This window comes from uncultured Rhodospira sp., from assembly GCF_937138205.1.
In the GTDB taxonomy this organism is placed as follows: Bacteria; Pseudomonadota; Alphaproteobacteria; order Rhodospirillales; family Rhodospirillaceae; genus Rhodospira.
On record NZ_CAKZOT010000072.1, the window covers coordinates 1 to 11,946 of the forward strand.

At 67.9% G+C, this 11,946-nt stretch carries 16 protein-coding genes and 1 tRNA gene; 4 read left to right on the plus strand and 13 right to left on the minus strand.

What is annotated here, in order from left to right; translation table 11 throughout:
- Positions 1 to 133 precede the first annotated feature (133 nt).
- The 5 genes from Q0309_RS09695 to Q0309_RS09715 form a co-directional block, all read right to left on the minus strand.
- The gene (locus tag Q0309_RS09695) at positions 134 to 1,159 is read right to left on the minus strand and encodes a YSC84-related protein (RefSeq protein WP_299440014.1); all 1,026 of its coding nucleotides are present in this window, start codon (positions 1,157 to 1,159) and stop codon (positions 134 to 136) included.
- A gap of 165 nt (positions 1,160 to 1,324) precedes the next feature.
- Positions 1,325 to 1,963: a cob(I)yrinic acid a,c-diamide adenosyltransferase gene (cobO, locus tag Q0309_RS09700; RefSeq protein ID WP_299440016.1), complete on the minus strand. Its 639-nt coding sequence runs from the start codon at positions 1,961 to 1,963 to the stop codon at positions 1,325 to 1,327.
- A 168-nt stretch (positions 1,964 to 2,131) separates the two neighbouring features.
- Entirely contained in the window at positions 2,132 to 2,641 is a 510-nt protein-coding gene (locus tag Q0309_RS09705; protein WP_366940586.1) for a cob(I)yrinic acid a,c-diamide adenosyltransferase, read from the minus strand.
- Between the two features lie 168 nt (positions 2,642 to 2,809).
- On the minus strand, positions 2,810 to 3,313 hold the full coding sequence (locus tag Q0309_RS09710) for a hypothetical protein (protein WP_299440018.1): 504 nt from the start codon (positions 3,311 to 3,313) through the stop codon (positions 2,810 to 2,812).
- A 61-nt stretch (positions 3,314 to 3,374) separates the two neighbouring features.
- Positions 3,375 to 3,683, minus strand: coding sequence for a hypothetical protein (locus Q0309_RS09715; RefSeq protein ID WP_299440020.1), 309 nt, complete (start codon positions 3,681 to 3,683; stop codon positions 3,375 to 3,377).
- 117 nt (positions 3,684 to 3,800) lie between these two features.
- On the opposite strand from Q0309_RS09715, the gene Q0309_RS09720 reads away from it, so the two are divergent.
- A complete protein-coding gene (locus Q0309_RS09720; RefSeq protein ID WP_299440021.1) occupies positions 3,801 to 4,727 on the plus strand; it encodes a DUF1848 family protein in 927 nt (308 codons plus the stop codon).
- A 21-nt stretch (positions 4,728 to 4,748) separates the two neighbouring features.
- On the opposite strand, the gene modA is transcribed toward Q0309_RS09720, so the two are convergent.
- The 3 genes from modA to ccmA are packed head-to-tail and all read right to left on the minus strand — an operon-like array spanning position 4,749 to position 6,941.
- On the minus strand, positions 4,749 to 5,498 hold the full coding sequence (modA, locus tag Q0309_RS09725; RefSeq protein ID WP_299440022.1) for a molybdate ABC transporter substrate-binding protein: 750 nt from the start codon (positions 5,496 to 5,498) through the stop codon (positions 4,749 to 4,751).
- 34 nt (positions 5,499 to 5,532) lie between these two features.
- Positions 5,533 to 6,198 (minus strand): heme exporter protein CcmB, encoded by a 666-nt coding sequence (ccmB, locus tag Q0309_RS09730; protein WP_299440040.1) that lies wholly within the window; start codon positions 6,196 to 6,198, stop codon positions 5,533 to 5,535.
- Positions 6,198 to 6,941, minus strand: a complete 744-nt coding sequence (ccmA, locus tag Q0309_RS09735; protein WP_299440023.1) for a heme ABC exporter ATP-binding protein CcmA — start codon at positions 6,939 to 6,941, stop codon at positions 6,198 to 6,200. The genes ccmB and ccmA overlap by 1 nt, the downstream gene beginning before the upstream one ends.
- 227 nt (positions 6,942 to 7,168) lie before the next feature.
- On the opposite strand from ccmA, the gene Q0309_RS09740 reads away from it, so the two are divergent.
- Positions 7,169 to 7,244 (plus strand) — tRNA-Lys (locus tag Q0309_RS09740).
- A gap of 251 nt (positions 7,245 to 7,495) precedes the next feature.
- Here Q0309_RS09740 and Q0309_RS09745 read toward each other — a convergent pair.
- The gene (locus Q0309_RS09745; RefSeq protein WP_299440025.1) at positions 7,496 to 8,722 is read right to left on the minus strand and encodes a DUF3466 family protein; all 1,227 of its coding nucleotides are present in this window, start codon (positions 8,720 to 8,722) and stop codon (positions 7,496 to 7,498) included.
- Positions 8,723 to 9,017: 295 nt separating this feature from the next.
- Between Q0309_RS09745 and Q0309_RS09750 the strand changes: the two genes are divergently transcribed.
- On the plus strand, positions 9,018 to 9,437 hold the full coding sequence (locus Q0309_RS09750) for a DUF433 domain-containing protein (protein WP_299440027.1): 420 nt from the start codon (positions 9,018 to 9,020) through the stop codon (positions 9,435 to 9,437).
- On the opposite strand, the gene Q0309_RS09755 is transcribed toward Q0309_RS09750, so the two are convergent.
- From Q0309_RS09755 to Q0309_RS09765, 3 genes are all read right to left on the minus strand, one after another.
- Entirely contained in the window at positions 9,409 to 9,708 is a 300-nt protein-coding gene (locus Q0309_RS09755; protein ID WP_299440029.1) for a type II toxin-antitoxin system RelE/ParE family toxin, read from the minus strand. The genes Q0309_RS09750 and Q0309_RS09755 overlap by 29 nt on opposite strands.
- A 3-nt stretch (positions 9,709 to 9,711) precedes the next feature.
- Positions 9,712 to 10,176 (minus strand): hypothetical protein, encoded by a 465-nt coding sequence (locus Q0309_RS09760; protein WP_299440031.1) that lies wholly within the window; start codon positions 10,174 to 10,176, stop codon positions 9,712 to 9,714.
- A 76-nt stretch (positions 10,177 to 10,252) separates the two neighbouring features.
- On the minus strand, positions 10,253 to 10,492 hold the full coding sequence (locus tag Q0309_RS09765; RefSeq protein WP_299440034.1) for a DUF3363 domain-containing protein: 240 nt from the start codon (positions 10,490 to 10,492) through the stop codon (positions 10,253 to 10,255).
- A 184-nt stretch (positions 10,493 to 10,676) separates the two neighbouring features.
- Between Q0309_RS09765 and Q0309_RS09770 the strand changes: the two genes are divergently transcribed.
- Positions 10,677 to 11,634, plus strand: a protein-coding gene (locus tag Q0309_RS09770) for an IS630 family transposase (protein ID WP_299440036.1) whose coding sequence is annotated in 2 segments (ribosomal slippage) — positions 10,677 to 11,018 and positions 11,020 to 11,634 — 957 coding nt in all. Because the reading frame shifts where the segments join, the coding sequence is not laid out codon by codon here.
- Here the strand turns inward: Q0309_RS09770 and Q0309_RS09775 are convergent.
- Positions 11,606 to 11,946, minus strand: a 341-nt coding sequence (locus tag Q0309_RS09775) for a hypothetical protein (RefSeq protein ID WP_299440038.1), incomplete at its 5' end; no start/stop codon positions are given. The genes Q0309_RS09770 and Q0309_RS09775 overlap by 29 nt on opposite strands.

Consider the following 11,946-nt stretch of genomic DNA (forward strand, 5'->3'; position numbering starts at 1 on the left):
ACGACTACCTCGCAAGCGTCGTCACGGCATGACCCGTTCACCCGATTCCCCTGGCACCATGAGACGCCGGTTGTAACAGCGGCGGCTGAGTAAGACCGGCCGACGAACAGGATGACCTTTTCGGCGGGCGGCCTCACTGCCTGGCTGGTACGGCGGCGCTCAGCGCCTCGATCAGCGGTTGCGACGAGGGATTGCGCACCCGCCGCTCTAGGACGATGGCCTCGGCCGTGATCCCGGGCGCGTCATAGTAGGCGGCATTCCAGGCCGCGCGCGGTTCGATCACCGCGCCTTCCAGCGCGCCGCCGCCGAACAGACCCTTGCTGTGCGAGAAGGCGACGATGTCCTGGTTGACGTCGGTGGTGCTGCCGGTGGACAGGCCGCCGCCGAGCCCGAACGTCACGCTCGCCCCGGCCTCCAGCTTGAACTTGTCCTTCAGGATCGCCCGCAGGCCGGCGTCGGTCATGATCATCAGGATGATCTCGGCATCCTGGGCGCCGGCCTGGAGTCCCAGGCTGCCGGCGGTCAGGGTCAGGAAGGCCGGATCGGAGAACGTGCCGGCGTCGTCTCGCACCAGCAGCAGGCCGGTCCCGTAGGCCGCCCCGACCACGAAGCCGGCGCGGAAGAAGCTGGGCACGACGACAACCGCGCGCGCCCGCGACAGGAAGTCGTTCAGGCCCTCGGTAAAGCCGCTGTCGGTCCGAAGTTCATGCACCGTGGCGGTGGCATCGGCCACCGCGCCCCGGGCGCGGGCCAGAACCTCGGCGTCGGCGGGATCGGTGCTGCCCTGGCTTGCCGTCGATGTCGCCGCCGATGGAGGGGGCGTCGTTTCGACCGGCGGCGCCGTCTCGGGGGCACGGGGCGCGCTGCCCGGCGGCGCGCCGATCACCCGGGGCGCGCCCAGGTCGGGATTGCGCACGGTTCCGGTCCCGGTTCCGGGCGCCGGCATCGGCGCATCAAAGCCGGGCGTGGCCGGCTGCTCCAGTTCGCCCAGGTCGGGGTCGAGCGTGCCGGTGCCCACGGTCGGCGGCAGCAGTGGCACCGGATCGCCCGACGCGGCGCCCTCGGACTGTTGCGCGGTGGCTGGCGTTCCGGACACCAGCAGCGCGGCGACCACCGCCACGGCGGCCGGTAGACGAAGCGACGGAACAACACGGAGCACGGCGGCCCTCCCTTGAAGAAAACACCGGCCTCCGAAAAGACTGGTCCTTTTCGGAGGCCGGCCGGCGCGACTGCGCCGGCGCGGCGAAGCCGCGGAGGCGATGGAATGGACGAGTCCGTTTCATCGCCGATAAAAAAAAACAAGGCGTTCGCATGGGCGGACAGGTCAGAACTCGACGCCCTTCTGGCCCTTCACGCCGGACCGGAACGGATGCTTGACCAGTTTCATCTCGGTCACCAGGTCGGCGGCCTCGATCATGGCATCGGACGCGTTTCGGCCGGTGACCACCACGTGCTGCAGCGGCGGCCGGTCGGTGATCGTGTCAAGCACCGGCTCGATCGGCAGGTAGCCATAGCGCATCACGACGTTGACTTCATCCAGCACAACCATGGCATATTTTGGGTCGGCCATCATGTCGGCGGCCACCGCCCAGGCGCGCTCGGCCGCCGCCACGTCGCGGGCGCGGTCCTGGGTTTCCCAGGTGAAGCCCTCGCCCATCGCGCGGATGGTCACCAGGTCGGGGTAGCCCTCCAGCACCGTGCGTTCGGCCGTGTCCATGGCCCCCTTGATGAACTGGACGATGCCCACCGGCATCCCATGGCCGATGCAGCGCAGGACCATGCCGAAGGCGGCGGAGCTCTTGCCCTTGCCGGGGCCGGTGTGGACGATCAGCAGGCCCTTCTCGCCGCTCTTGCCGGCCATCATGCGGTCGCGCGCCGCCTTCTTCTTGCGCATCTTGGCGCTGTGGCGGACGTCGGCGTCGTCGTCGTCCGTCGCCTCTGGGTCCGGGCTTTCGTCGCTCATGGCACCTTCGGATCCTTGATGACCTGATCGAGAAACGGCTTCCGTCCGCTTCCGGCCGTCGCCCTGGGACCGATGCACCCGGGCCGTGTCCGGTCCGGCGTGGGACCCCATGGAGGGCGACTCGGGGCCATGAGACGTGCGTCGGGACGCATCGTCAAGGCCCGGCGGTCATCCGCTCGGCACGCCTTCGCCGTCCACCACAATCACATCGCCCGCCCAGAACAGCGCCAGGTCGGCCTGGGGCAGGTCGAGGAGCGCCGGCGCGTCCGGTTTTGGGTCGGCCATCATGTCGGCGGCCACCGCCCAGGCGCGCTCGGCCGCCGCCACGTCGCGGGCGCGGTCCTGGGTTTCCCAGGTGAAGCCCTCGCCCATCGCGCGGATGGTCACCAGGTCGGGGTAGCCCTCCAGCACCGTGCGTTCGGCCGTGTCCATGGCCCCCTTGATGAACTGGACGATGCCCACCGGCATCCCATGGCCGATGCAGCGCAGGACCATGCCGAAGGCGGCGGAGCTCTTGCCCTTGCCGGGGCCGGTGTGGACGATCAGCAGGCCCTTCTCGCCGCTCTTGCCGGCCATCATGCGGTCGCGCGCCGCCTTCTTCTTGCGCATCTTGGCGCTGTGGCGGACGTCGGCGTCGTCGTCGTCCGTCGCCTCTGGGTCCGGGCTTTCGTCGCTCATGGCACCTTCGGATCCTTGATGACCTGATCGAGAAACGGCTTCCGTCCGCTTCCGGCCGTCGCCCTGGGACCGATGCACCCGGGCCGTGTCCGGTCCGGCGTGGGACCCCATGGAGGGCGACTCGGGGCCATGAGACGTGCGTCGGGACGCATCGTCAAGGCCCGGCGGTCATCCGCTCGGCACGCCTTCGCCGTCCACCACAATCACATCGCCCGCCCAGAACAGCGCCAGGTCGGCCTGGGGCAGGTCGAGGAGCGCCGGCGCGTCCGGGCTCATCTCCCCTTCATTGCGCAGGCGGGCGAGGTCCGGCGCCTGAGCGGGCGCCGGGCGCGCCGGTTCCAGCGCGTCCAGGATGGCCGTCGCGCCGTCGCGGAAGATCAGCAACGCCGGCAGCGTGGCGGCGACAAGACCCAGGTTCGCCCATGCCATGCGCGCGTGCCGCGCGTTCAGGCCCAGGTCGGCCGCCACGGCCAGCACCGTGGACAGCGAAAAGCCGTCACCCGTGATCCCGTGTGCGCGCGCCAACGCGTCTCGGTCGCCGACGCGGCCGTGATCAGCGGCGATCAGCACCAAGCGGTCGAGAAAACAGCCGTTGACCGGCGGCACGGCGGGCTCGGCCGGGGTCGGCGTCTGATCGTGCTGGGTGTGCGGGGGCGGGGCGGGCGTGTCCATGGGGCTCGATATGGCGGGCGAGCGCGGGCGATGCAAGCACCCGGGGCCGGCGACACCCGGGTCACGTGTCGTGCCGGAAGGCGGCCATTAGCGCCTCCCCGGTGACGCCGTCGATGGCATCGTCGAGGATCACGAACGGGGTGGAGTCGGCCTTGGCCGCCTCGTCTTTCGCCGCCAAGGTGGCCTGGGCCTCCACCTTGGTCGTCAGGCTGTCGCCGTCCGCGCCCAGGGACTCACCGTCCGGGGCATCACCGTCCAGGTCGACCAGTTGCGTGCTTTCCAGGTCGGCGGTCACCGTACCGGGACCGCCGTCCGATGGGGTCTCCGGACGCGCCGGCGGAGGCGTGGAGTCGGGGTCGTCAGTGCCCATGGTGACCGTCCGTGCCAAAGAGCGGTGGAGACGCCCGGTGGGTGTGGGCGCCCTTTGCATGGTTCATGGTATCCCTGGTTCTTTGGGGTGCGCAATCGCAGGAGTGACTGGGCCGCCGTGATCGTGTCCGCCAGCTACCGCACCGACATTCCGGCCTTTTATGCCCGCTGGTTCCAGGAGCGGCTGGCGGCGGGCGAGGTGTGGGTGGCCAACCCGTACGGCGGGCCGCCGTCGCGCGTGTCGCTGGCGCCGGGAAGCGTGGACGGCTGGGTGTTCTGGACCCGCAATCCCATCCCGTTTGGCGCGGCGCTGGAGGCGGTGGCGGCGCGCGGTGCGCCGTTCGTGGTGCAGATGACGGTGCTGGGCTATCCGCGCGCGCTGGACGTGGCGGTGATCCCGCCCGACCGGGCGCTGGCCGCCATGCGCGACCTGCGAGAGCGGTATGGCCGGCACGCGGTGGTCTGGCGCCACGACCCCATCGTCTTCAGCGACCTGACCCCGGCCGCGTGGCACCGCGAGACCTTCGCCCGTCACGCCCGGGCGCTGCGCGGGGTGGTGGACGAGGTGGTGGTCTCGGTCCTGCAAGTGTACGCGAAAAGCCGCCGCAACCTGGACCGACAGGCGTCGCGGCACGGGTTTTCGTGGCGTGACCCGCCCGACGACGAGAAGCGGGCGCTGCTGGCCGACCTCGCCGCGATCGCGGCCGAGGAGGGCCTGCGGTTTTCCCTGTGCGGACAGGAGGCGTTGCGCGCCGACCTGCCGGGGGTCGAGGCGGCGGCCTGCGTCGACGCCGCACGCCTGTCCGCGATCGCCGGCCGGGCCATCACCGCCCGCCCGAAGCCGCACCGCAGGTGCGGGTGCGCGGAAAGCCGCGACATCGGCGCCTATGACACCTGCCCGCACGGCTGCGCCTATTGCTATGCCGTGCGCAACCAGGACCTGGCCAAGCGCCGTTTTGCTATGCACGACCCGACGACGGCATTCCTCGACCGGACGGACCCGCCGCCACCACCGCGCTCCGATCCGCAGGGACGCCTGCTGTAGGGCCGCCGCGCCCGAGAGCCGTCACTCCGTCCCGTAGCCGTACCGTTCCTTGATCGCCGTCGCCTCGGGCCCTTGCAGGAAATCGAGGAACGCCGCCGCCACGGGGTTGTCGGCGCCGGTGTTCAGCAGAATGGCATCCTGCCGGATGGGGCTGTACAGGTCGGCCGGCACCAACCATTTGGACCCGGATTCGTCGCCAACAACCTGCGACAGGGCAACGACGCCGAGTTCGGCGTTGCCCGTGGTCACGAACTGGAGGGTTTGGGCGATGTTGTCCCCCTGCACGATCTTGTCCGCGAGGCTTTCGCGCACGCCGAGGGCATCCATGGCCTCGACGGCGGCGGCGCCGTAGGGCGCGGTCACCGGGTTGGCGATGGCCAAGTGGTCGAAGGCGTCGGTTTCAAGGACCTGGCCATCGTCGTCCACCAGTTCCGGGTCGGTGCTGTACAGCACGATGCGCCCCAGGGCATAGGTGACGCGGGTGCCGGCCACGCCCAGCCCCTCGGCCTCGGCCTTTTCCGGCCGGGCGGCATCGGCGGCCAGGAACACCTCGAACGGCGCACCGTGGGCGATCTGGGCGTACAGCTTGCCGGTCGACCCGAAGCTGAAGGTGGCGGTGTGGCCGGTGGCCTGGGTGAAGGCCGCGCCGATCTCGTTCGCGGTGGCGGTGAAGTTGGCGGCCACGGCGACCAGCGTTTCGCCGGCGCGGGCCGGAGCGGTGGACAGGAAGAGGGAGAGCACGAGGCCAAGCAGAGGGAGAAACCGGGTCATGGCGGTCGGTCCGTGGTCGAGGGGCGTGGCCGGTCTATTCGACCGCCTGTTTCAGCGCGGCGCTGGCCGCCCACGGGCACAGCACCAGTCCGGCCAGCAGCAACGCCCCCATGATCATCAGTTGCGGCGCATAGTCCAGCCCCATCACCGCGCCGTCCACGGCCGAGACGCCGAACACCAGCACCGGGATGTACAACGGCAGCACCAGCAGCGACAGCAGCACGCCGCCGCGCCGCGCCCCCAGCACCAGGGCGGCGCCGACGCTGCCGACCAGGCTCAGCGACGGGGTGCCCAGCGCCATGGCCGCCACCAGCACGCCGTAGCCCTCCGGTCGCATGGCCAGCAGCACCGCCAGCAGCGGCGAGGCCACGATCAGCGGCAAACCGGTGGTCAGCCAGTGCGCCGCCACCTTGCCCAGCACGATGGCCATGGTGGGCGTCGGCGTCAGGGTCAGCAGGTCGAGGCTGCCGTCCTCGTAGTCGGTCTGGAACAGCCGATCCAGCGACAGCATGGAGGCCAGCAGCGCGGTGACCCAGACGACCCCGGCGCTGATGCGCTCCAGGACCGCCTGCTCGGGGCCGACCCCGAACGGAAACAGCGACACGGTGATGACGAAGAACGCCACCACCATCAGGCTGTCCGCGCCCTGACGCAGGGCCAGCCGCAGGTCGCGGCGCAACACGGCGAGCACGGCGCTGATCATGCCGAAAGGTCCTCTGGGTGGGGCTCATCGTGCAGGCCGTAGGCCGTCACGGGATCAACCGCGAAGTCGTCGAGGTTCAACACCCGTGCCGCCGGCAGATTGACGTCCAAGTGGGTGGACAGGGCAATCATGCCGCCGCCGGCGCGGTGCTCGGCCATGATACCCTCCAGCGTGGCGACGGACCCCTTGTCCAGCGCCGTCGTCGGCTCGTCCATCAGCCACAAGGGCGCCGGCGCCGCCAGCAGCCGCGCCAGGTTCAGCCGCCGTTTCTGTCCGGCCGACAACATGCGCCCGGGCACGTCGGCCAGGCGGGTCAGGTCCAGGCGCCCCAGGGCGGCGTCGACCCGGGCGTCCAGGTCGGCGCGCGTCTCCCCGTCGGCGGCACACACCTTGGCCCAGAAAGCCAGGTTCTCGCGCGCCGTCAGGACGGGCTTGATGGTGTCGGTGTGGCCGACATAGCGGACGCGGGCGTGGTGGCCCTCCGGATCCGCGCGCACCGGGCCGTCGTTCCACGCCAGCGCTCCGGCGGCCGGCCGCAGCAACCCGGCCATCAGCCGCAGCAGCGAGGACTTGCCGGAGCCGTTCGGCCCCAGCAGCAGAAGCGCCTCGCCCGGCGCCAGGGCAAAGTCGAGCTGGGCGAAGACGATGCGCTCGCCGCGAATGCACACCAGCCCCTGGCCGGAAAACCGGTGGGCGGTGGCGGGCGGCGCGGTGGCGGAGAGCGGGGCGGTCGTGATCATGCGCCGGACCATACGCGAGGCAGACGGCCATGGGAAGCCGCCCGCCCCACCAGGGCCAGCGCGTCTCGGGACCGGACGGCGGAGACGGGATCCGGGGCTCCAACCAGAGCCGTGCCGGACCGACGGCCGTTGTTGACCCCACCGCGCTCGGCCCATAAAGTGCCGCTCACCCGCAGCAGCGGTCGAGCGCGCGCTTCGGTGCTTTCAAAGCGCCGCCGCGACATGGCGTGCCCATAGCTCAGATGGTAGAGCAGCTGACTTTTAATCAGCGGGTCCCAGGTTCGAGTCCTGGTGGGCACACCAATGAAAACAAGGGGTTAGCGGTCGGGGGGCGACTAGGACGGGACGCTAAGACGGGATCTAAGACGGACCCGATGGTGGCTCGCCGGCCGGTTCGGCGCCGCTGGCGTCGCGCTGGCATGCCCGTCACGAGACGCGGCGGGGCGGTGACCGCGTCTCTCCCTGACCACGACACAAGGACCGAAATGCGAAACGTCCCCGAGGGTGCGCCCCGGGGACGTTCGTGTCACGGCGTGCTCGATTCGGGGCCGGAGTCAGGCGGCGGCTTGACCCTTCTTGAGCCAGCGCGCGCCGAACAGACCGCCCAGGCCCGTCAGCATGAACCACACAGCAGCGGGGAGGGGGACGGTGGAGAGTGGGTCGTTGGGTCTAAGGAGGAAATAGCCCGAGCCCGCCCCTTCACCCCAACCCCAACCCAAGATCGCTCCATTGTTATTTATATCGATAGCTGTTCCGATAAAGATTCCGAGAGAGGGGTCAATCATATCATCTATATACCGCATACCAGTAGTCTCATCCCACAAAAAAGCCCCAATTTTTTCATTTGTGCCTCCACCGTCTTCTCTCCTTACGTACAAACCGGCCCTCCCAACAACCTGTCCGTTATCGTTGATGGCATAGGCTAAGCTCCAATTGCTTATCTCTGGTTGATTACCAATGTCCCGGATACCGTTTGCTTCGTCCCAGATAAAGGCGTGGTCGCCAAGCCCACTATGAGAAAACTCGGAAAACGTTTTACCAGCTCCGACGATCTGCCCATTATTGTTAATGTCATACGCAAATGTGTCGTATTGGCGGCCACCGGGCAGGGACCCGAGTCTACGCATGCCATTATTTTCATCCCACACGAAAGCACCGCTAACAGTGCTCCTCCCTGCAACCTGCCCACTGTTGTTGATGGCGACCGGCCGAATGTCTGCGTTAGCGCTATCTGTATCCATTGTCCCAAGATTCTGCATGCCGTGACCATCTTTCCACAGAAACGCGCGGTCCCCAGAGTCCGGGACGTCACTCCATCCAACGACGTCCCCGCTTTCGTTCACATCCATTGCATATGCTGCTGGACCTGTTGACAGCGTACCAAGATTCTGCATGCCGCTGGCTTCATCCCAAAGAAATGCCGTGGGCCTTGTGGCAGATTCAAAAAAATGGTGGCCCACAACCTGACCGCTATTGTTAATTCCATAGGGACGAGTGTTTGAATTGTAGTATCCGTGGCTATTTTCGCCGAAATATCGGCTGCCGGAGTTCTCGTCCCAAAAAAAGGCATTCCAGTTGGATCCATCGTGACTTAGGCCAACGATCTGTTCACTATCATTCATATGAATAAGTCTCCGGCCATCACCCACAATGGCGTTGGCCAATTCTCCTTCTATATTAATGAAAGAGGCCGAATACGGATACCACTCGGCCGCCAGGGCTGGCGCCGAGATCATCATCGCCGCGCCAGCCACGAAGCCGGCCATCCTCTGCATCGTCATTGCCTCTTCTCCCGACTTCGTTGAAAAAGCGCGTCAAAAGCGATCCTTCGAGGACGCTACGACACCACGCGCGCCGTGGTCAATCCCCCATAAGGTGGAGACAGCCCCGTTCCCCCTTTTGGATAGGATCCGTGAAGCGGGCCGGTGCCGACGGCAATCGCCTTTTGGGACGCGCCGCCGAGACCATGGGCGGTCAGGGCGCCACGGACCCGTTGAATGGTGGTGAATTCCAGTCCGACGGCCCGATCACCGCCCAGGGGAGCGGAGGTGCCGCCGGCCGGGGCCGGGGCGGGCCGTGGCGGTCGTCGGCGCCGCGCGGGTCGGCCGGCCGCTGGCGTCGAACCCGCCGGTGTACGTGGCGGGTCGGACCTGTCGGCGCGCCCAGACCGGGTTGCCGGCCGCACGGGCGCGTGTGGTCGAGGACCCGGCCATCCTGGGTGGCACCCCCGTCGTCAAAGGCACGCGCGTTCCGGTGCATGACCTTGCCGCGTCGGTCGCCGCCGGCCTGTCGCGGGAGCGCATCCTGTCCGCCTACCCCGGCCTCGACGCAGAGACCCTGGACCTTGTCGTACTGTATGCTGAGGCCCATCCGGCCCGGGGCCGGCCGCGCCGGCTCTCGGTCGTGGCGCCCGACGCTGGACCAAACGAGGTCCGCACGGTCGCAAGGAAGCGACAAAAAGCCAAGGTTACGGAATCCGCTGCGCCGTGTGCTTGATGCGCAGGATCTCGACCGTCCGGGTCTCGGTATGCAGGCGGTAGAAGACGACGTAGCCGGGATGGGCCACCAGTTCCCGGATGCCGTCGGGCAGGCCGGGCCGTCCGGGCCGGCCCATCTCCGGATGGTTCGCAAGGCGGCTCACCTTGTCACGGACCTCCCGGCCGAACGTGCGGGCGCGCGAAGGATTGTCCCGGCCGATATAGCGGACGATGCTGCGGAGATCCTCCCGCGCCATCGGTCGCCAGTCGAGGCGCCAGGGCGCCGTCATGGATCAGACACCCCTGTCACCCGACCGGTCATCCGGGTCGTCCGGCAGAGCGGCAAGGTCCGCTTCGAGGTCCGCCATCACCACGTCATGGGGGATATTCGGCCGGGGATCGTCGATGGACGCGGCGATCTCGCCGGCCAGCCAGTCGGCGTGGGCCGCCGCCCGGTGCGCCCGGCGCATGGCCTCGGCACGCGAGTCCCGGGCGCGGCTGCGGTCCTTGCGGGTCGGATCCCAGTCGCGGGCGTCCAGGCGGGCTTCGTCGATGCCCACGCCGCGCAGCACCATCATGGCCGACGTCGGTGTACGGAACCGGCGCGGTTCCGTGGTACGTGCCTTGACCAGAACTACTGCATCCGTGTCCGTACCGATCTCGACCAGGAAGGAACCGCCTTCACCCCTGAGGGTAACGTCGCGGACGCCGCCAGCCTGGACAGAGGTGCGCAGTTGCTCGAGGGTCATGCCGTGCATGGGACGCTCCTTGTGTCCGCATGTTCTCAGTGTGCAGGGTTGATGGAAACCGTGCAAGGCGGGGAAAGTCCCGGGATCACGAGATCGACGGTCCGCCACGCTGGCGCCCGATGGTCCAGGAGATGGTCTCGCCGCGCAAGACCGACCGGCCGAGATGGCGGTCAAGCACCGGGCGCCAGGGCACCAGGGTGAAGTCGCGGGCCTTCTCGATCACGGCCATCCTGCCGCTGGCCAGATCGACGGCGCGGCGGTAGGTGCCCTCCACCCGCTCGCCCGGACTGGCCTGGGCATAAGGTAGACCGAGGTCCTCCGACATCCCCGTCGGCCATCGACCGCAACTGGCGGTTCAGCGGCACCAAGCGCTCGGCCTCGATGTCGGCGCGTTCATGGCAGCCTCCTGAAAGCGTGTTGGATATTAGAGCGTCGCGCCTGAACTGGGAATCGCGATAGGGGATTCCCAAGAGGTTGGGATTGTGATTCACCATATGTGGAGGTGGATCATGAGCAAGACCTACTCTATGGACCTTCGGGAGCGTTTGATCGCTTTTGTTGAGGCTGGTCATTCGCGACGCGAAGCGGCGGCGCGGTTTTCGGTCAGTCCGAGTTGTGCGGTGAAACTTCTGGCGCGATACCGCTCGACCGGCAGTGCGTCTCCGGCGCGTGTGGGGCGTCCGTCTGGGGGCGGCAAGCTTTCGGACCACGTTTCGTTTCTTGTGGCCGAGGTGGAAGCGCAGCCGGACGTGATGATGCCGGAGTTGGCCCGCAAGCTGGCGGCGGAGCGCGGGTTGACGGTTCATCCGGCTTCGATTTCGCGGGTCCTGTGCTGGGCCGGCTATACCTACAAAAAAAACTCTGATGGCCTCGGAGTGCGCACGCGAGGACATCCTTGAGGCACGCCGGACCTGGATCCGCCGACGTCAGCCCTGGATGCGGTTGCACGCCACCCGCCTGGTGTTCCTGGACGAGACGGCCGTCACGACCAAGATGACCCGCTTCCGGGGCCGCGCCCCGCGCGGCCAGCGGTTGCGATCATCGGCCCCCTTCGGGCACTGGGGGACCCAGACCTTCATCGCCGGGCTGCGTTGTGACGGTTTGAGCGCGCCCTGGATCATTCCAGGCGCCATGGACCGCGATGCCTTCGACACCTACATCGCCACCCAGCTCGCCCCGACCCTATGTCCCGGCGATGTCATCATCCTCGACAACCTGTCGGTCCACAAGAGCGCCAAGGCCGCGGATATCCTGCGCGAGAAAGGCGCCTGGTTCCTGTTCCTGCCACAGTACTCGCCGGACCTGAACCCCATCGAGATGGCCTTCTCGAAACTCAAGGCTCATCTCCGCGCCGCCGGCGCCAGAACCTTCGAGACCGTCTGGACCGCCCTCGGCGATATCTGCCGCCTCTTTGAACCCGACGAATGCTGGAACTTCTTCAAGCAGGCAGGCTATGCGTCCGAATAAACGCACGCCGCTCTAAGTCCGACACTGGCCGGTCCGCGATAACAGCCCCGGCGCGCGAGTTTAAGTGGCACTCGTCGTGCCGGTAGTCCCGCCCGAGGGTGTCGGTGTTCATGCCCTCGATGATGCGGTCATTGGCCCGCGCCACGGCGGCCAGCCCCTCGATCACGAACGGCACGCCGTCCTCCCGCTCGGGCCCGACGCAGCGCGAGGCCTTGAACAGGTACAGGCGCGCGGAGGGAATGTCCGCCAATAGCGTGTCCTGGGTTCGCGGTGGCTGGACAGACGTGCTGAAAAGCGGCGCTTTTTCAGGCG